At 53.3% G+C, this 19,273-nt stretch carries 16 protein-coding genes; 13 read left to right on the top strand and 3 right to left on the bottom strand.

Annotation, left to right across the window (positions count from 1 at the left end; translation table 11 throughout):
* The first annotated feature begins 63 nt into the window (after positions 1-63).
* The 8 genes from WEB54_RS16560 (at position 64) to WEB54_RS16525 (ending at position 6,494) form a co-directional block, all read left to right on the top strand.
* Entirely contained in the window at positions 64-855 is a 792-nt protein-coding gene (locus WEB54_RS16560) for an ABC transporter ATP-binding protein (protein WP_368056595.1), read from the top strand.
* A gap of 14 nt (positions 856-869) precedes the next feature.
* Entirely contained in the window at positions 870-2,702 is a 1,833-nt protein-coding gene (locus WEB54_RS16555; RefSeq protein ID WP_368056597.1) for a long-chain fatty acid--CoA ligase, read from the top strand.
* 74 nt (positions 2,703-2,776) lie between these two features.
* Complete coding sequence (locus WEB54_RS16550; RefSeq protein ID WP_368056599.1) at positions 2,777-3,424, top strand: 2OG-Fe(II) oxygenase; 648 nt, start codon at positions 2,777-2,779, stop codon at positions 3,422-3,424.
* A gap of 79 nt (positions 3,425-3,503) precedes the next feature.
* Positions 3,504-3,980 carry a bacterioferritin gene (gene bfr, locus WEB54_RS16545; protein ID WP_368056601.1) on the top strand — a complete coding sequence of 159 codons (477 nt, stop codon included), beginning with the start codon at positions 3,504-3,506 and terminating at the stop codon, positions 3,978-3,980.
* Between the two features lie 2 nt (positions 3,981-3,982).
* On the top strand, positions 3,983-4,450 hold the full coding sequence (bfr, locus tag WEB54_RS16540; RefSeq protein ID WP_368056603.1) for a bacterioferritin: 468 nt from the start codon (positions 3,983-3,985) through the stop codon (positions 4,448-4,450).
* Between the two features lie 336 nt (positions 4,451-4,786).
* Positions 4,787-5,206: an SRPBCC family protein gene (locus tag WEB54_RS16535; RefSeq protein ID WP_368056605.1), complete on the top strand. Its 420-nt coding sequence runs from the start codon at positions 4,787-4,789 to the stop codon at positions 5,204-5,206.
* Positions 5,207-5,338: 132 nt separating this feature from the next.
* Positions 5,339-5,734 carry a VOC family protein gene (locus WEB54_RS16530; RefSeq protein WP_368056607.1) on the top strand — a complete coding sequence of 132 codons (396 nt, stop codon included), beginning with the start codon at positions 5,339-5,341 and terminating at the stop codon, positions 5,732-5,734.
* A gap of 199 nt (positions 5,735-5,933) precedes the next feature.
* On the top strand, positions 5,934-6,494 hold the full coding sequence (locus WEB54_RS16525; RefSeq protein WP_368056744.1) for a dihydrofolate reductase family protein: 561 nt from the start codon (positions 5,934-5,936) through the stop codon (positions 6,492-6,494).
* Between the two features lie 9 nt (positions 6,495-6,503).
* On the opposite strand, the gene WEB54_RS16520 is transcribed toward WEB54_RS16525, so the two are convergent.
* Positions 6,504-8,207 carry an L-lactate permease gene (locus tag WEB54_RS16520; RefSeq protein ID WP_368056743.1) on the bottom strand — a complete coding sequence of 568 codons (1,704 nt, stop codon included), beginning with the start codon at positions 8,205-8,207 and terminating at the stop codon, positions 6,504-6,506.
* A 288-nt stretch (positions 8,208-8,495) separates the two neighbouring features.
* Positions 8,496-10,166, bottom strand: a complete 1,671-nt coding sequence (locus WEB54_RS16515) for a glutamine--tRNA ligase/YqeY domain fusion protein (protein ID WP_368056742.1) — start codon at positions 10,164-10,166, stop codon at positions 8,496-8,498.
* A gap of 367 nt (positions 10,167-10,533) precedes the next feature.
* Here WEB54_RS16515 and WEB54_RS16510 point away from each other — a divergent pair, with 367 nt between their 5' ends.
* The 5 genes from WEB54_RS16510 (at position 10,534) to WEB54_RS16490 (ending at position 18,194) form a co-directional block, all read left to right on the top strand.
* Complete coding sequence (locus WEB54_RS16510) at positions 10,534-12,501, top strand: DNA topoisomerase III (protein WP_368056741.1); 1,968 nt, start codon at positions 10,534-10,536, stop codon at positions 12,499-12,501.
* Positions 12,502-13,341: 840 nt separating this feature from the next.
* A complete protein-coding gene (locus WEB54_RS16505) occupies positions 13,342-14,547 on the top strand; it encodes a hypothetical protein (RefSeq protein ID WP_368056740.1) in 1,206 nt (401 codons plus the stop codon).
* Positions 14,534-16,309 carry an ATP-binding protein gene (locus WEB54_RS16500; RefSeq protein WP_368056739.1) on the top strand — a complete coding sequence of 592 codons (1,776 nt, stop codon included), beginning with the start codon at positions 14,534-14,536 and terminating at the stop codon, positions 16,307-16,309. The genes WEB54_RS16505 and WEB54_RS16500 overlap by 14 nt, the downstream gene beginning before the upstream one ends.
* 102 nt (positions 16,310-16,411) lie before the next feature.
* Positions 16,412-17,206 (top strand): hypothetical protein, encoded by a 795-nt coding sequence (locus WEB54_RS16495; protein WP_368056738.1) that lies wholly within the window; start codon positions 16,412-16,414, stop codon positions 17,204-17,206.
* Between the two features lie 88 nt (positions 17,207-17,294).
* The gene (locus WEB54_RS16490) at positions 17,295-18,194 is read left to right on the top strand and encodes a PD-(D/E)XK nuclease family protein (RefSeq protein WP_368056737.1); all 900 of its coding nucleotides are present in this window, start codon (positions 17,295-17,297) and stop codon (positions 18,192-18,194) included.
* 324 nt (positions 18,195-18,518) lie between these two features.
* Here WEB54_RS16490 and WEB54_RS16485 read toward each other — a convergent pair whose 3' ends face one another.
* Positions 18,519-19,169: a transposase gene (locus tag WEB54_RS16485; RefSeq protein ID WP_368056736.1), complete on the bottom strand. Its 651-nt coding sequence runs from the start codon at positions 19,167-19,169 to the stop codon at positions 18,519-18,521.
* Between the last annotated feature and the right edge of the window lie 104 nt (positions 19,170-19,273).

The raw sequence follows: 19,273 nt of genomic DNA, 5'->3' as shown, positions 1-19,273 counted from the left end.
AACGCCCCAAGCCGCGGCCCGGGCCAACCCGGGCCGCTCCAGACTCCGTCACCGGGTTAAGACATGCTGAGCATTGAAAACATTGAAGTGGCCTATCACCACGCGATTCAGGTACTGAAGGGCCTGACCTTGTCGGTCGAACCGGGCGAGGTGGTCGCCCTGCTGGGTGCCAACGGCGCTGGGAAAACCACGGTACTCAAGGCAGCCTCCGGCCTGCTACCGCTGGAAAACGGTTCGGTCGACGCCGGTCAAATTTTGTTCGATGGCAATCGCATCAACCGGGTTGCGCCTCACGAACTGGCTCGCGCTGGTCTGATTCACGTTCGTGAAGGCCGACGCATCTTTGCCGAGATGACGGTTGAAGATAACCTCATAGCAGCCTCCTACGCCCTGACCGGGCGCAAAGAGAAACCCGATTACGATGCTGTGTACGCGTTTTTCCCAAAACTCAAGGAACGGGCTCACCAGACAGCGGGCCTGTTGTCCGGTGGCGAACAGCAAATGTTAGCAATTGGCCGCGCGCTGATCGGACAACCACGGCTCATTTTATTGGATGAACCCTCACTCGGTTTAGCACCGCGCATGGTCGATGAAATTTTCGACAACATCGCCCGTGTCAATCAGGAACAAGGCGCCAGTATCTTGCTGGTTGAACAGAATGCGAGCGCCGCGTTTCGCATCGCTCATCGTGGTTTCATTCTGGAAAACGGCAAGGTCGTGCTCGAAGGGTCCGTTGAGCAGTTGCGCGAAAACCCCGACATTCAAACCTTCTACCTGGGTGTTGGCGAGCAGGACGATAAAAAATCGTTTCGAAACATCAAGCACTACAAGCGCCGTAAGCGCTGGCTCAACTGAGGAGCGCCGCCGAGATGTCTGAACTCTCGTTTCACGACCAGGGCTACATCAGCCTTACCCAACTACTGGAGCGCCACGCCCAGACCGTGCCCGACGAAGTCGCCATGCGTCAGAAAGACATGGGCATCTGGCAGGAAACCACCTGGCGCCAATACCGCGACCAGACCCACGCCATCGCCGCCGGGCTGATCGACCTCGACATTCAACACAGCGACCACGTGGGCATTATTTCCGAGAACCGCCAGGAATGGATCGTGGCGCAACTGGGCATCAACAGTGCCGCCGCCGTTTGTTGCGGCATTTACCCGACCAGCCCGGTCAACGAAGTGGTGCACCTGCTCAGCAGTGCCGACTGCAAGGTAGTGTTTTGCGAAGACCAGGAACAGGTCGACAAGGTGCTGGAGATACGCGACAAACTGCCGCTGCTTGAACACATCGTCGTCTTCGATGCCAAAGGCCTTTATGGCTACGACGCCAGCCTGTGGATGACGCTCGATGCGCTGATCGAACGCGGCAAGACACAACTGAAGCACTCACCCAATGCCGTAACAGACCGGTTGGCCCAGCAAGAGCCGGACGATACAGCGCTGATCGTCTTCACCTCCGGCTCCACCGGCCTGCCCAAGGCCGCGATGATTTCGTTCCGCAATATCTGGTCGCAAATGGCCTTGCTGTGGGATGCGGTGCCCTCCCAGACGCATCAGAACATTTTGTCTTACCTGCCGCTGTGCCATGTGGCCGAGCAGGCGTTTTCGACCATGAACGCCATGGCCCGCCGCATGGTGGTCAACTTTGGCGAAAGCCTGCGCACCATTCGCACCGACCTGCAGGAAATATCACCTCAGATGTTTTTTGGCGTACCGCGCATCTGGGAGAAAATGCAATCTGAAATCACCGTGTTGGGCGACCGCACCGGCCCGATGCGCCGCTGGCTACTGCACAAAGCCCTGAAATCCGCCCAGCAACGCGGTGCAAAACCCAAATCACACTGGAGTGGTAGTGAGAAACTGAGCTACGCCCTGTACCGGCCTTTTGTGTACACCCCCTTGCTCGGTTATCTGGGCCTGGCCCGCTGCACCATCGCCATGACCGCCGCCGCACCGATTTCACCCGACCTGCTGGCCATGTTCCGCGGTATGGGCCTGCCGCTGATCGAGATTTACGGCATGACCGAAACCACCGGTGCCGCCACCCTGCAACCGATGGACCTGAACTGCCAGGGCCGCATTGGCCGCGCCATCACCGGCGTCGAATCCCGCGTGGGTGACGACGGCGAATTGCTGTTGCGCGGCCCAATCATCTTCAAGGGCTATTACAAAAACGACAAGGCCACCGCTGAAACATTGCAAGACGGCTGGCTGCACACCGGCGACGTGGTTGAAGAACACGAAGACGGCACCCTGACCATTGTCGATCGCAAGAAAGACATCATCATCAACGCCGCTGGCAAGAACCTATCGCCCAGCGTGATTGAGAACACCATGAAGGCCAGCCCCTTCATCAAGGAGTGCATTGTCATCGGCGACCAGCGCAAATTCCTGGTGGCGCTGATCCAGGTCGACTACGACACCGTCACCACCTGGGCCGAACGCCAGAACCTGGCTTACACCACCTTCAAATCCCTGGCCGAAAACCCCAGGGTAAGAGAGTTGGTCCAGACCGAAATCGACAAGGGCAACGCCCAACTTGCTCCAGTCGAGCAAATCAAACGCTTCACCCTGCTGACCAAGGAACTCGACCACGACGACGGCGAAGTAACCGCCACCATGAAGGTGCGGCGCAGTACCATTGCCAAACAATACGAACAGCAGATCGAGGCGCTGTTTACAGAGGGTACGGCGGCTTAGTTAACAAAGTGAAAAAGCGCTTTACCCGACGGTCAGTTTTTGTACTATAGCGCACCCTTTTCGGATGCCCGGCCTTGAACACGACCGCCCTGTTGACCCCTCTGTGGGATTACGGCCTCATCGCCAATGGCTTGCGCCAGCATGGTTGGGTGCACCTGCCCCATGGCATCACCGATGGCCTGGCACTGGCGTTGTTGCAGGATATTCACCAGCACCAGCCGGACCAATGGGATCAGGCCGGCATTGGCCGTAAGCAGGATAACCACACCAACGATCTGATTCGCCGCGACAGTACGCACTGGCTAACCGGGGAAACTGCGGCGCAGCGGGAGTATCTGGCGGCGGCTGATGAACTGCGGCTGGAACTCAACAAGCGTCTGCTGCTCGGCTTGTGGGACTATGAATGCCACTACGCCCGTTACGATGCCGGCGCCTTCTACCGCAAACACCTCGACGCCTTCCACGGGCGCAGCAACCGGGTACTGACGACGGTGACCTACCTGAACCCCGACTGGCAAGACAACCAGGGTGGTGAATTGCTGATGTACGATGAGCAAAACCAGCCGGTCAGCCGCTTACTGCCAACCCTGGGCAGCATGGTCATTTTCCTGAGCGAAGAGTTTCCGCACGAAGTACTGGCGGCCGAACGCACCCGGTTCAGCATTGCTGGCTGGTTCCGCAACAACAATTCCATTCAGAACCGGATCGACCCGAGCCAGTAATCCGTTTTTTCCCACATCGCCCGTCAGTCAGCTATACTCCACCGACGGTATTTTGATACAGCGTTTCAGGAGTTTACCAATGCAGGGTGACCGTCAGGTGATCGACGCACTGAACAAGGTGCTGACCACCGAACTGACTTCCATTAACCGTTACTTTCTTCACGCGCGAATGTACCGCAACTGGGGTCTGGAGCGGCTGAACGAACACAGCTACAAGAAATCCATCAAGGATATGAAACAGGCCGATGAGCTGATCGAGCGCATTCTGTTTCTGGAAGGCCTGCCCAACTTGCAGAAGCTGAACCGGCTGATGGTCGGTGAGCATACCGAAGAAATGTTGAAGCTCGATGCTGACTTTCAGTTAGAGCAAATAACTCAGCTCAAAGACGTCATCGCCCTGTGTGAAACGCAGCAGGATTACGTCAGCCGCGATCTGCTGGTCGAACTGCTGGAATACGAGGAAGACTACCTCGACTGGCTGGAAACCCAGCACTACCAGATCGCGAACATCACGCTGCCGAACTATCTCCAAGCCAACCTTTCGGATGAGGACTGACCATGAAAGGCAATCCGACCATCATCAAGGCCCTGAACGCCCTGCTCGCCAATGAACTCTCGGCGATGGACCAGTACTTCCTGCATTCGGAAATGTATCGCGACTGGGGCCTGACCAAACTCTACGAGCGTATCAGTCACGAATTCGATGACGAGAAAGGCCACGCCACCAAACTGATTGAACGCATTCTGTTTTTGGAAGGCACGCCCAACATGAAAGACCGCGAACCGATCAACATCGGTTCCGATGTTCCCTCTATGTTGCAAAGCGATCTCGACGTTGAATACGCGGTGCGGAAACTGCTCACCGACACCATTGCCCTGTGCGAAAAAGAGCAGGACTACGGCACCCGCGACATGCTGGAGCCACTGCTCGACGATACAGAAATGGACCACACCTACTACCTGGAACAGCAACTGCGCCTGATCAAGATGATCGGCTTGCCGAACTACTTGCAGTCACAGATGTAGTTTTAAAACTCAAGCTCCGGCAATCGCGGTGAACTTCAGACACCGCGATTGTCGCGATTACCCACTCAATTGCAGCCCAGTTACCCACTTCACAGCGGCCAGATCGATGGCCTCGTTCCACGCCCGTCTCTTCTTCCAGGTCCCGTTCTGCTGGCTAACTTTGGCCTGCCAATCATCCCAGAACCAGGCACCCACCACCGGGACAGTGAGAGGCACCGTAGTCGGCCGGTGTTTGACGCGTTCGTCATATCAAATATTTGCACAACGGTGTCGAATAGGTAGCTTCCTGTTCGACTATAGTGCAACCACTGGCGGATATTACTTAAGGATTATCATATGAAGATCACCATTGAGACTGTCGTAAAAGCAAACCTGAGCAGCGTCTGGGATATGTGGAACAACCCGGAAGACATCAAGCAATGGAATTCCGCACAAGAGGACTGGCACACCACTCGTAGCACCGTTGATCTGCGCGAAGGCGGAACATTCTCGTCACGGATGGAAGCCAAAGATGGCAGCATGGGCTTTGACTTCGAGGGCACATACACCCGTGTTGTGCCACAAAGCATCATTGAATACCGCATGAGCGACGGCCGAGAGGTAAAGGTAGAGTTCGTGAAGCAAGGTGACAACGTTCATGTTAAAACACTGTTCGATCCAGAGACCGAGAATTCACCGGAAATGCAACAAGCAGGCTGGCAGGCCATCTCTGACAACTTCGGCCGGTATGTAGAGGCGAATGCAGCAGGCAAGTAGAGAAACATAGTGCTCAGCAAGGCACAGCAGCCAACCCGGACGGCTTCACTGCGGTGAGGGAGTGGCTGAGTCTAGGAGTCTGTCGGACTTAGGCGTTAAACACCACATCGACCCACCCCGAGGATAGTGTCAATGAAAAGCAACCCGGTTGTTCACTTTGAAATATACGTGCAAGACATGGCGCGAGCTCGAGCATTCTATGAGGCGGTGCTTGAAACCAAGCTTGAACAAATGTCCAATCCGACGCCTGAGATAGAGATGGATATGTGGTTCTTCCCGATGGACAAAGACGCTGGAATGAGTAGTTACGGCGCAGGCGGTATGCTAGCCAAAATGGAAGGTTTTGCTCCTGGAGGTGGGGGAACCCTGGTTTATTTCGGATGTGACGACTGTGCTGTGCAGGCCACAAGAGCAGCAGAAAATGGTGGCAGCCTATTCCAGGAAAAGACGTCTATAGGTGAACACGGTTTCTGCGCACTGGCTAAAGACACTGAAGGCAATCTGATTGGCTTCCATTCAATAAAATAGTGTTTTTAGGGTCATACACACCCAGTCACAGCGATAGCTTTTTCGTCGCGGCTCCGCTACCACTGCAAAGCCGCACGAGTTGTCGACGTTAGGCGAAGAGTAATAGCGCTCATTTGAACCATAATACAGAGAATGAAGATAACCGAATAAACACTAACTTAGATGGTAAAAACGGGCACCCAACTCGGAGCAAAATCACATGGGACTTCTAACCTTCAGCCTCAACCTAACCCTGGACGGCTGCGTCGACCATCAGGAGGGAATCGCCGACGATGAGACCCACACTTTCTTCACCCGCCTCATGAACGAAAGCGGGGCAATGTTGTGGGGCCGCGTCACCTACGAGATGATGGAGGGCTACTGGCCGGCGGTCGCTCGCGGCGAAGAGAAAGCTCCGCCTGCGATTCTCGAATGGGCGGTTAAGCTGGAAGCCAAGCCAAAGTACGTCGTGTCGTCGACGCGAACGGACTTTCCGTGGAGCAACAGCCACCACATCGATGGTGATTTGTACACCCAGGTACAGAACCTCAAGGACTCAACTCCTGCCGGCGTGCTGCTCGGCAGCGGTAAGCTCGCGACCGAGCTTGACCGGCTGGATCTGATTGACGAGTATAAGTTTCTCGTCCACCCCAGAATCGCGGGTCACGGACCGACCCTTTACCAGAGCGGGCTACCCAGCACGCGAAGGCTTGAGCTGATCTCGTCGATGCCGCTCCGCAACGGCGCCGTCGCTATGCACTACCGGCGTGTACGCGGCTAACAGCAGGGCTTACTGCATCGCCGCCATCACCGGGTCACTCACACCAATTACATATACCGCTATTACCGTTATCAAACCTGCCATCCCCAAATAATACAACGTCGGAATAATGGTCATGCGCAGTATCGTGCCCTCGCGCCCCATCAAGCCAACCGTGGCCGATGCCGCAACGATGTTATGTATCGCGATCATATTCCCGGCTGCTGCACCCACCGCCTGGGCAGAGACCATCATGGCGGTTGATACGCCAAGCAACTGGGCCGTATTGAATTGAAAGTCAGACAGCATCAAGTTCGACAGTGTATTTGAGCCTGCAATGAAAGCACCCAGTCCACCCACGGTTGCCGCAAACATGGGGTAAACCACACCGACGCTGCTCGACACCAGTTGCGCCATGGCGCGGGGCATGGATGGTAGGTCAGCGGCGTTGACGCCGGAGTTGATTAGAATACGCACCATGGGGATGGTGAACACCAGCACGAAGCCGGCGCTGATCAGGGTTTTGGTGCTCTCACTGGCTGCCTGACCCAGCGAACGCACTCCAACGCGCTGCAGCAACATCGTGAGTGCAACCACAACCACCATGATCCCGCCCGGCAAATACAAAGGCTGAAGACTGCCGCTGATGCCACCTTCATCAAGAATATCGGTCCAGCCGAAGGCCAGAAAGGTTTCAACAAAGCTTTTCAGAACCGGGATAGCACGGGTCAGCACCAGCAGTATTGCCAGCATGGCATAGGGTGCCCAGGCGCGCAGCAAAGGCATCCGTTCGGATGGCGGAGTGTCATCCTGGGGGATCTCGATGCTGCCGTTCCAGTCATTCGGCCATTGCTGTCTGGCGGCAAAATCCCAGCGTTCTGTAGGCAGCAACCAGCCCCGCTTGGCAACAGGTACGACGATGATCAAACCAATCAAGGCACCCAGCATCGACGGGAATTCCGGCCCGAGCAGAATGCCGGCCGCTGTGTAGGGAATGGTAAACGCCAGGCCAGCAAAAAGCGCAAAGGGAAACATCGCAAAACCTTGGCTCCACTGCTTTTTCTCACCAAAAAACCGCGTCAGCATCAGGCACATTAAGAGCGGCATCAGCGTACCGATGATGCCGTGGGTGATGGCAATTTCAGACGTCATTAACCGGTAAAATTCGCTCCAACTGCTGCCGTTGCCGACCAGCAGTTCGGTGATCGCAATCCGGTCCAACCCGCCTGTCACGCCCACCACAATGGGCGTACCCACGGCACCGAACGATACCGGGGTCGATTGCACCATCATCCCCATCACCACCGCCGCCATGGCCGGGAAACCGAGCGCGACCATCAGCGGGGCCGCGATGGCGGCGGTGGTGCCAAACCCGGACGCCCCTTCCAGAAAGCAGCCAAACAGCCAGGCCACCAGAATAGCCTGCACGCGCCGGTCCGGGCTGATGTCGGAAAACCCGGCGCGAATGGCCGAGAGCGCGCCGCTGGCCTGCAGTGTGTTGAGCAGCAACAGGGCGCCGAAGATGATCCATAGAATACCGGCGGTCAGAATCAGCCCCTGCAGGATGGACGCGGTCATCCGCATCAGGCTCATCTGCCAGACCCAGCCACCCAGCACCAGCGTGACCAGCAGCACCACCGGCATGGCTTTTTTGGCGGGCCAATGGAACCCGACCAGCAGAATACCGGCCAGTACAATCGGCAAAAAAGCCAGGGAGTAGACTAACGACAACATGCAGGGGCTCCAGACAGAGGGTTTTAACCTCGCAGTCTAGATCACTGATCGAGAGATGACTTGTTCAAGGTCAATGAAACACAAGATGCTGGTGAAAACCTGGCCAATTATCCGGGCAGGTTTTCACCGGAATTAAATCCTGGGATTCCCAGAGTGCGAGCGCCGGGTGCCGGGGTTGCTCTTGTGGGGTAGTCCGCAACAGGGATGTTGCGGCCTAGGCTCCATGGACGGATTCACGCCGACCCCACAGGAGCAACCCCGGCATCCGACGCGTACCCAGGCTAAAAGTTAAACCTTCCGCTCCCAAACCTCTTTCAAGCCGATGGTGCGGTTAAACACCAGCGCATCCGGTTTGGAATCGAACCGGTCGATCACGAAATACCCTTCCCGCTCGAACTGAAACGATTGCTCTCCCGCCGCCTTGGCCAAGCTGGGCTCGACCACGCAGCCGGTCAGCACCTTCAGCGACTCGGGGTTCAGGTATTGCATGAAATCGTCGCCGCCGCGATCCGGGGTTTCGGTATCGAACAGGCGGTCGTACAACCGCACCGTTGCCGGTACGCCTTCACTGGCCGATACCCAGTGAATGACACCGCGCGGGCGAATGCCTTCGGGCGCATCGGCCCCGACGGTGCCTTCAATGACGCTGGCACGGATTTCTGTAATCTCGCCTGCGTCGTTCTTAATCACTTCATCGGCCTGAATGATGTAGGCGTTGCGCAACCGCACCCACTCACCGGTTACCAGCCGCTTGAACTTCTTGCGCGACAGGCTGCTGTCTTCATTGAAGTCGGACCGGTCGATGTAAATTTCGCGGGTGAACGGCAGTTCGCGCTCGCCCAGGTCTTCCCGGTTCGGGTGACCCGGTGCGGTGAACACTTCCCGATGCCCTTCCGGCAAGTTCGTGAACACCACTTTCAGCGGGTCCAACACGGCCATGGCGCGCGGCGCGTTGTCGTTCAGGTCTTCCCGGATGGCGAAGTCGAGCATGCCCAGGTCCACCACGCCACCGGCGCGGCTGGTACCGACCATATCGGAGAAATGCCGCAGCGACGTGGGCGTGACACCCCGCCGACGCATGCCACTGATGGTCGGCATGCGCGGGTCGTCCCACCCCGCGACTACGTTTTCGTCCACCAGGCGCTTGAGTTTGCGCTTAGAGGTAATGGTGTAGTTCACGTTCAAGCGGGCAAATTCATACTGGCGCGGCACGGCGGGCACTGGCAATTTGCTGATGAACCAGTCGTATAGCGGCCGGTGGTCTTCAAATTCCAGGGTACAGATGGAGTGCGTAACGCCCTCGATCGCGTCGGACTGGCCGTGGGCGAAGTCGTAACTTGGGTAGATGCACCAGGTGTTGCCGGTCTGGTGATGCGCTTTCTTGCGAATGCGGTAAAGAATCGGGTCGCGCAGGTTCATGTTCGGCGCGGCCATATCGATTTTCGCGCGCAGGGCACAGGCGCCTTCGTCGAACTCGCCGTTGCGCATTTTCTCGAACAGGGCCAGGTTTTCGTCGACGCTTCTGTCCCGGTACGGGCTGTTCTTGCCGGGTTCGGTGAGCGTGCCCCGGTATTCCCGCGCCTGGTCACCGGAGAGATCACACACGTAGGCATCGCCGTTTTTAATCAGGTGCACGGCGTACTCATAAAGGGTTCCGAAGTAGTTCGAGGTGTATTTTTCGGTCTCGTTCCACTGAAACCCGAGCCAGTTGATGTCGGCCTTGATCGAATCAATATATTCCTGCTCTTCTTTCTCCGGGTTGGTGTCATCAAACCGCAGGTTGCAGACACCGCCGAATTGCTCGGCCAGGCCAAAGTTCACGCAGATGGATTTCGCATGGCCGATGTGCAGATAGCCATTGGGCTCTGGCGGGAAGCGAGTCACGATTTTATCGTGCTTACCCTGGGCCAGATCATCCTCAATGATGGTGGCGAGAAAGTTGGACGGCTTGTCACTCATGAAAAAGGGAGCTCCCGGGTCGGCAAAAAAAATCAGGCCGGGTTGCACGCAGCAACCCAAAGGCGGGCATTATAGCGGGTTCATCGCTGGCGGGTAAGGCGTGGGTGGGGTTTGGTGCCGAGAATCCGTGCTGGCCACCGGGTAGGCCTGGTCAGGGTCGGCGTAGATCCATCCATGGAGCCTAGATCGCAGCATCCATGCTGCGAACTTCCCCGACCAGGCCTACCCGGCAGCCAGCACTCGTTTGGTCGGAAACAGTGCAGACTAGAAACTAATAGCTCTTAGCTCGAAGCTCACAGCTCAAAACCTTGATCCTCAGCGCTCAGCAGATTACTGTATATCCATCCATACTTATCGATTTAATACCATGCGCCTCTTCATTGCCGAAAAACCCAGCCTCGCCCGCGCCATTGCCGATGCCCTGCCCGGCAGCGGCAAGAAAGAAACCGGCTGCATCCGCTTTGCCAGTGGCGATGTAGTGAGCTGGTGCATCGGCCACCTGTTGGAGCAGGCCGACCCGGATGCCTACGACCCGGCCTTTAAACGCTGGAGCCACGACCACCTGCCGATTATTCCCCGGCAATGGCAATGGGTACCGCGCAAGCAGGTTGCCGGCCAGCTAAGCGTGCTGCGCAAGCTGGTTAAAGAAGCCGACCAACTGGTACACGCCGGCGACCCGGACCGTGAAGGCCAGTTACTGGTCGATGAAGTGATTGCTTACTTGAAAGTACCCAAAGCCAAAAAAGCCGCCACCCAGCGCCTGCTGATTGCCGATTTGAACCAGGCGGCGGTCGAACGATCGTTACGCCAGCTAAAGCCCAATGCCGACTTCCAACCGCTTTCAACCTCTGCCCTCGCCCGCTCCCGCGCTGACTGGCTGTATGGCATTAACCTGACCCGGGCGATGACGTTGCAAGGCAAGGTGGCTGGCTACCAGGGTGTGTTATCGATTGGTCGGGTGCAGACACCGGTGCTGGGGCTGGTGGTCGGTCGGGACGACAGCATCGAGGCCTTTGTTAGCAAGCCCTATTACGAGGTCATCGCCTTGCTGGAAACCGACCAGGGTGAGCGCTTCAACGCCAAATGGATTCCCAGCGAAGCCTGCGAGCCCTGGCTGGATGACCAGGGCCGCAACCTTTCGTTGCCATTAGCGCAAAACGTAGTGCAGCGCGTCAGCTTCAAACCAGCCAGCGTCACCCGGCTGGAACAGAAAGCCATTAACCAGCCCGCACCATTGCCACACAGCCTCTCCAGCCTGCAAATGGACGCCAACCGCGCCTTCGGCATGAGCGCCCAACAGGTACTCGACACTGCCCAGTCACTCTATGAGACCCACAAGGCCATTACCTACCCACGCTCCGACAGCCGCCACCTGCCCGCAGAGCACTTTGCCGAAGCAACCGCGGTGACCAAAGCGATTGAACCCAGCCTGAGCAATCTGAACCACACCGGCTTCAGCGACACCGGCGGCCGCCTGAACCTGAAACAGAAAAGCAAAGCCTGGAACGACGCCAAAGTAGGTGCCCACCACGCCATCATCCCCACACAACGCAACCTGACCCGCCTGAATGCCGATGAACTCAAGGTCTACAGCCTGGTCTGCCGCAACTACCTCGCCCAGTTCATGCCCGTGTGGAAAAAGCTAGACACCAAAGTAGAAGTCACCATAGAAAACGGCCTGTTCCGCGCCAGCCAGACCGACACCCACGACCTGGGCTGGAAAGCCCTGTTCCCCAGCGCCCGCAACAAAGACGACGCAACGACTGATTCAACAACAGCCCCGCCCCTGCCACCCCTGAAAGAAGGCCAGCCACTGCAATCCCTACAGGCCAACTGCCAGGAAAAACACACCACACCCCCAAAACCCTTCACCGAAGCCACCCTACTCGCCGCCATGACCGGCATCAGCCGCTTCGTCAGCGATGCCTCGCTGAAAAGCATCCTAAAAGAAACCGACGGCCTGGGCACTGAAGCCACCCGGGCAGGCATTATCGAGCTACTGTTCAAACGCGGCTTCCTGCAACGCCAGGGCAAGAACATTCATGCAACCCAGGCGGGCAAAACCCTGATACACGCCCTACCCGAGCGAATTACCCAGCCAGACCTAACGGCCCGGTGGGAGTCGGTATTAGGTGATATCGCAGGCAAAAAAGCCCGCTATGAGGATTTGATGGGGCCTCTTGAAGTGGGGCTGGGTGAGTTATGCGGGCAATTGCGGACGGTTGTGCCTACAGGGTTGGCCGGGCTGGGTAAAAAGCCGGGCAAGGGTTTTGGTAGAAAGCGAAAACCAAGGAAGACAGCCAAAAAGGCCACTACATGCCGCCCCAATTCGTAGGAAGCCAGCCCCCTGGGTGACAGGAAGCAAAACAAATCACTGCCCAACCCCAAAAAGCGGACAGATGTGACACCCCTAGAAGTCTGTCGGACTTAGGGGGATGAAGCGAGGGAGTGAGACGGCGAGGCCAAATGTTCGCAAATTTCGTGTGCATAGTGGGTCTATGTGCTCGAAATTTGCGGATATTTGGACCGTCGTCCCGCTTCCGCAGCCAATTCATCCTAAGTCCGGCAGACTCCCAGTCAATAAATACTTGCCAACTTCATCACAGAGTGAGAAGGTGACGAAACAACGTTTTTCGCCTTGGTGTGCCCTGTAACCGGCCGGGCGGTAGCTAGTCTACAGCGTATTCATCTGGCTTACGGTTTCTAGTTCGTGCAAGTTCAAACATGGGTGGAGATTCGTTTGTTCTCCAAATATACAGGCCCTAGAACCACTTGAATACTGCGTGAATGAGCACATCGGCGAAGTAACACCGAAGCTAACAATTGCCAAGAGATTTGACTGTTTCATTGAATGATTAATTGTGCCGAGTCTCAGTACAGCCTTAAGCACTATCTTTGTGAACATGATCACATTGAATACAGTGAGTGCGACGCTGATACTGGGAATATCCAGGGATATGTATCTTCGGAGACACTGATATTTGGAATAGTCGTCTGAAGCGACAGTTTTTCCGGTTTTGATATGCGTCGTTTAATGATGTCAGTAGTAACCCCAGGCCCTGTATCGCTGAGTTTTAGTGGAATGTTGTGGTGAGTTTAGGGTCAATGTTGTCGGTATCACATGCGGAGACGAGGAAGAAGAAACTGTTGGGCGATAGGATGAAGGGAAAGCGATATGCCGCGTACTGCTGATTATACGATTCAGGGGTTTTTGTATCAATTTAACAAGACTGCGTTGGAGATACTGAGCGCGCAGGATGAGGACAAAGTAACAGTTGAGGGAATCATCGAAGACATCGAGGTCGCCACCCCTACAACCTTAACCGCGGTTCAGTGCAAATACCATGAGGCAAGCACATCTTTCACTGCGAGCGCTGTTTTCAAGGCATTGCTCCAGATGCTCAAACACTTTTCAGATAATCAGTCCGCGAGCATTCGCTATATCCTGTTTGTCCATTTTTCTGGAGTGGGTACGCCCGCCCCCGTAATTGACAAAGCAGTACTTGAAGCTGCTTTGAAGTCTAAGGACAAGGCCCTTGCAAAACACGTTGAGGCAGTGCCGACCGGCGTCGACCTTGATGGATTTTTAGGCAGGTTCACCATGGAGTTTGGTCCTTGCTATGACGAAATCGTGAAGCGCGTCGGCGAGGAACTGGAAGCGAACGGAATGCCGAGCGGTGAGATCGAAACCTTGGCATATCCAAATGCGATCCATAAGATCGCCTCGCTAAGCGTTAGGCATAATGTCACCGAAAGGCAGATCACGAAGAAAGATTTTCTTTCTAATCTGATGGCTATACGTAAGACGGCCATTTCCCGATGGACTCTGGCGCTCAAGACCCGAGAGAAACTTCTCCAGGCGCGCCGAAAGCAGCTTAAAATTCACTTGGATAAGAACTCCCGACTTCGCTACTTCGTGATTGACCCCAGCAACATCGAGGACTTTGACAGTGAAATCGTGCTTTTAATTTCTGACTACATTGGCAAGTATCACTTTAAGTCCGCACACATTGACACACCTATCTTATGTCTTCATGCAAATCGGAACGAAATTCAGGAGATCCAGCATCGTCTGTATCTAAAGGGTATTGTGGCCACCGACGGCTATATGGGCAGACAGTTTGAAGAGTCATTTTTCTTTCGCGAGCCGCTTGCTTCTAAGTTCACTGGAAATGAAGTGAAACGCGAATTCAGTTTGCGCATTCTAAGCTTCTCCGAACATGGCAAAGTCCTAAACAATCGGAAGTGTGACGATCTATTCATAATTGGCGACCCGGGCTGCGATGATCTCGATACCGTAGACATCAACGTCGAGCGTCTGGCTGGCGCAACAATTAAAGAAATTAAGTATGCTATGGGGGTAAGCAATGTCTACGAATAGTATCGGCCAGGTTCTCTCCTGTTCACCGGAGGCCGTTATAGTACTTATAGATGATCTGAAAGTGTTCGAAGAGCACAAGGCGGCCCTTCAAGTTGGCCGGTATCTTCGGATTGCTCAGGGAAATAGTGATTTCACCATAGCATCTATTCGAAATATCCGTGGAGTACACGGCCAGGATTCCGAGGGTAAGCCGAAGTGGCAATTTCATATTGAATGTCAGGCCGTCGGTACGCTTATAGACGGTAAGACCTTTGAGCGTGCAAGTGTTCTGCTGCCAGTTCCCACTGAGCCTGCATTCACTGCAGACGAAGAAACCCTAAGCAAGCTATTCGCGGAAGACGCCGAGTATCAGTTTCCCCTAGGCCGACTATCACTGAATAAGGCGACGCCCATGAAAATCCATGGAGACCGTTTTTTCAGCAAGCATATAGCGATTGTTGGTTCCACGGGTTCCGGGAAGTCATGCACAGTATCTCGGATTCTCCAAGACGTGGTAGGAATCGCAGACGATAAGAACTCAAACTTCGGCAAACAGAACAACTCTCACGTCGTCGTATTTGATATTCACGATGAGTATACAGCCGCGTTTACTTTAAAGGCGGAGCAGAACTTCACTTTGAACCGCTTGGATGTAGACAGCCTTCAGCTTCCTTACTGGCTCATGAACTCTGAGGAACTAGAAAGTATGTTCATTGAGAGCAATGAACAAAACTCGCACAACCAAGTGAGCCAGTTCAAGCAGGCCGTCATTTTGAACAAGGAACGACACAATCCGGGATTCCAGGACATGACGTACGATACCCCGGTGTATTTCTCGATCAAGCAAGTGTATCGCTTCATTGAGAACATGAATCGTGAGGTAATTGGGCGATTAACAGGAGAGGATAAACCGAAATTAGCGGATGGGACGCTGATCGACGCGCGAGAGGACTATTATTTCGATAAGAAGTGTATATTCGTTGCCCCGTCCACCGCGGCAGCAGCCAAAGCGACAAACGGTCCATTCAACGGTGAGTTCAATCGGTTCGTGTCGAGACTAGAAACGAAACTTGCTGACAAGCGTCTTCGGTTCTTGCTTGATCCTGTCAAATCCGACGGGAAAACGTTCGAGACGGTGGATTTCGAGCAAATTATGAAGCAATTCCTTGGCTACCTTAATAGAGCTAATGTCACAATCATAGACCTCAGCGGCATTCCCTTTGAAGTCTTGAGTATTTCAGTAAGTCTTGTGTCACGATTAATTTTCGATTTCTGCTTTCATTACTCGAAGTTAAGACACAAAGTGGATTCACTGAACAACGTGCCAGTCATGATGGTCTGTGAGGAGGCGCACAATTACATACCGCAGAGAGATGAAGCGGCATATCGGGCGTCCCGAAAGTCGCTTGAGCGTGTAGCGAAGGAAGGTAGAAAATATGGCCTTAGCATGATGGTTGTGAGCCAACGCCCTTCAGAGGTTTCCGAAACCATTTTCGCACAGTGTAACAACTTCGTTGCGCTTCGGCTCACTAACCATGCAGACCAAAACTACGTTAAGCGGCTTTTCCCTGACAATTCGAGCGGGATCACAGATATTCTTCCTAACCTTGCCCCCGGCGAAGCTATTGTTGTAGGTGATGCCGTTCTGCTTCCAGCCGTTGTTCAGATGCCACTACCGAAACCTGAGCCGCACTCTCAGAGTGTTTGCTTCCACAAAGAATGGAAGGAACCCTGGCAGGATGTCAGTTTTGGAGATGTGATAAGTCGTTGGCGAAAGGAGTAGTAACTCCCAACCAGTCGGTCAACCGGACGCCAAAAGCGTGGCGCTTTTTTGGTTCCCTACGCTGGCGCTCCGGCGCCGGTTACCTAAATAATTGGGTTTACTATGATCATTTTTTCCGAAACAACAAAATTTCTAGAAACGTGTTTTGTCGAATTAGAAAGATTGGCACCTAGACCTACTTTCGTCTATAGGGCTGGGGGGAAGTCCCTTCGATACTTAGGAAAAGAAATAGAAGCTGCGCTAATTCAGAAATTCGCCAGAATGATATCGTCATTAAATGGCGCTCTTCTCTTAATTGAGAATGGGTATACCCAGGAAACTAACGTTTTGTTTAGAACTCTTGATGAAATTTTTGAAGATATTTTATTTTTGGCGCAACCGTGTGTGGGTGGTGAGCTCTCTAAATTGCATCAAGGTTATTTAGACATTCATTTTGCGGAGGAGTTTGAAAATGAAGACAGTGCATTTTTATCTTCACAAAACAGGCCAACAATTCCAAGACGGAAAATCCACGCTGCTTTGGCAAATGCAAATAAAAATAGCTTAAATCCTTCGGATGCAAAGCAGAATAATCGAACCATTAGCCAGGCATATAGCGGTTATGTGCATGGTTCATCTGTACATTTAATTGAAATGATCTATGGCCTACCTCCTAGGTATTATTTGCATGGGCAAATCGGTACTAAGTGGCATGAAGTTACTACTAAGGACTTCATCAACTACGGGTATAGAGGGATTTTGGCTTGCCTTATTTCTGCAAAGGCCTTAGGAAGCCAGCAAGTAGTAGACCGAACAATTGAGTTCAGAAGCTACTATGAAAATCAAACAGGTGATACCGGTCAGGGAGATCCTAATGAGCTACTTCGCAAAATGAAGAGCCCTAACAAGACGCTGTAGCAATACAGCCTAAACACACCGCTTCGCGGCAGTCTGTGGACTCGCAACCGCTCGCCGCTAACTCTGCGTTAGATTTCATGGTGCACAAATGAATATTTTTCAAGTTCTGAGCCAAGGAAAATCTCGGCTGCATGAGCCGAGCATGTCCGCAATGCTCGGATATTTACTCGACAGTAATAGAGATCACGGACTTGGAGATTCCTTCGTAAGACAGTTTTTAGCAGCTATAGATGGCGAACGATTTTACGATATTCTGGCAGATGGGTTTGTAGATTCCCAAGTTTCACTTGAGGAACCGTATGGCCTGAAAGGTTCCAGGAAAGATATTGACGTCCAGCTGATTATCCTTGATGCTCATAAAAACGAACGTCACAGAATTATCATCGAAAATAAGATCAAGTTCGGTGCCGCGAATGCTGACCAGCTAGCTGAATATTACGCTGCCGTCACATCCGATGTCACACTTGCGGATCCGTTAACTTTCGTCTTTTTGACACCGCATTCCATGAATACACAATTAGCTTTGGAATTTGAGAACCTTAAAATTGCGAGTGAAAATCACAGAAAGTACTGGCTCTATTGGAGTGCAAGTGAAAAATGTGTGGTGGACATCATTCAGAAAATTCTTTCACTGGAAGCATCTGCCCAAATTAACCCCATCAATGATTACATTCGTCATACTCTGAAGGCATTCGCCATGCATTGTGCATTGACCACTGACATCTCAATGAAAAAGTCGATGAGAACCGGCGAGGATATCGGTGATATAGTTGATGAGACAGAAATTATAACGACTACTGGTCACTATAGAGTGGTTATGAGGGACAGCTCCCAAATTCAAGTGTTTAATCTTGAAACTGGTGACAAAGAGGTGGCTCGTCACGTTCTTGCAGATTACATTGACCAAAATGGCATTGATATTGATCATCAGCGATACAACACAAGAACAATCGGAAAGAAGTTCTTCGAGTGGGCGAATAAAAGCTAACAAATCATCCCAGGTGACGTCTGACCCGAAAAAAGTCGTCATCGTCTCAAACTTAACTGAATTTAGACGTTATATTTTCAAGGAAAACCATCTAGCTGGACACCCACCACATGCTTTTTTTTGCCCCACATGAACAGGACTAAGCCGGACACCCAACGTAGTGGGTAATAACGAAAATCTAGCCGAACGATTTTAAAGTCTCACAATAGAACGCAAAAAATGGGTAGTAAGCTGGTGAAATGACAGAATGGCGCAGAAACCCCAAATTTCAAGCACAACAAAGCCGCAGGTAACCCCGTGACGATTATTTTAAAGGGTGACTATCTAAGTCAGCAGTTCAGCTAACCCAAGCCCTGGGGTTCGCTGATAGCCAAATTTTTGAAACTTGGCCCTGATGGAGATTGCAGTACCCACCAGGCTTTTAAACTGACTTTCAAAGTGCTGAGTGTTGTAGACCCAGTGCTCTGCATCGATGTTCAAGCGTTCAAGAATGGGCGGAATGCTATTGTTGATGTTCCCGCGTTTGTCATCCCGGATCTGGCGCCCGGTCCAGTCGACCAGTTCCAGGTAGTCTTGCAGTCGAAACGGAAGGCCTGCCGGCATGTCCTGTCGCGGGTAGCCCACAAACGGAAACAATGATTTTGGTTGATGTGGCTCCTGCGAATCCAGAGCCTTTTGCGCGGTAACTATCCGTTCTTTAGCTGAGGTGAATTCGGATAATTCTGGCGTGTCTGCCATCTGGGCTCGGATAGGGTTTAAATCAACGTAGGCCAGGCAAGTTGCCAAGGCTTTTTCATCCAGCAAGGCCTGGGATTTGAATCTGCCTTCCCAAAATCGACCAGTACAACCGTCTTCTGCATTGGCCTGGCGCGCAATGTCTTCATTCAGCGCGCTCATGAACCAGCTGATCGACATTAAACGTTCACGCCATTCGGCGGCCAGTTCTGCTATGACCTTGAGCTGCTCTTCGTACAAATCTTTTCCGTCCAGGTACTGCTGGGTCAGGAAGTTACCGGAGTACAGTTGTCAATGGCCATTTCTTTTAACCCACTTTTGGCCAATAAAATTGACCCACCCAA

This window comes from Saccharospirillum sp. (assembly GCF_040881935.1).
Taxonomy (GTDB): Bacteria; Pseudomonadota; Gammaproteobacteria; order Pseudomonadales; family Natronospirillaceae; genus Saccharospirillum.
Note: the sequence above shows the minus strand (reverse complement) of the source record. Positions and strands in the feature narration are given on the sequence as shown.

Coding starts and splice junctions, on each gene's coding strand:
- WEB54_RS16530 (WP_368056607.1), top strand. CDS start 5,339: ATGAAAAGCAACCCGGTTGTTCACTTTGAAATATACGTGCAAGACATG.
- WEB54_RS16520 (WP_368056743.1), bottom strand. CDS start 8,207: ATGTTGTCGTTAGTCTACTCCCTGGCTTTTTTGCCGATTGTACTGGCC.
- WEB54_RS16490 (WP_368056737.1), top strand. CDS start 17,295: ATGAATATTTTTCAAGTTCTGAGCCAAGGAAAATCTCGGCTGCATGAG.
- WEB54_RS16510 (WP_368056741.1), top strand. CDS start 10,534: ATGCGCCTCTTCATTGCCGAAAAACCCAGCCTCGCCCGCGCCATTGCC.
- WEB54_RS16535 (WP_368056605.1), top strand. CDS start 4,787: ATGAAGATCACCATTGAGACTGTCGTAAAAGCAAACCTGAGCAGCGTC.
- bfr (WP_368056601.1), top strand. CDS start 3,504: ATGCAGGGTGACCGTCAGGTGATCGACGCACTGAACAAGGTGCTGACC.
- WEB54_RS16515 (WP_368056742.1), bottom strand. CDS start 10,166: ATGAGTGACAAGCCGTCCAACTTTCTCGCCACCATCATTGAGGATGAT.
- WEB54_RS16505 (WP_368056740.1), top strand. CDS start 13,342: ATGCCGCGTACTGCTGATTATACGATTCAGGGGTTTTTGTATCAATTT.
- bfr (WP_368056603.1), top strand. CDS start 3,983: ATGAAAGGCAATCCGACCATCATCAAGGCCCTGAACGCCCTGCTCGCC.
- WEB54_RS16495 (WP_368056738.1), top strand. CDS start 16,412: ATGATCATTTTTTCCGAAACAACAAAATTTCTAGAAACGTGTTTTGTC.
- WEB54_RS16555 (WP_368056597.1), top strand. CDS start 870: ATGTCTGAACTCTCGTTTCACGACCAGGGCTACATCAGCCTTACCCAA.
- WEB54_RS16560 (WP_368056595.1), top strand. CDS start 64: ATGCTGAGCATTGAAAACATTGAAGTGGCCTATCACCACGCGATTCAG.
- WEB54_RS16525 (WP_368056744.1), top strand. CDS start 5,934: ATGGGACTTCTAACCTTCAGCCTCAACCTAACCCTGGACGGCTGCGTC.
- WEB54_RS16500 (WP_368056739.1), top strand. CDS start 14,534: ATGTCTACGAATAGTATCGGCCAGGTTCTCTCCTGTTCACCGGAGGCC.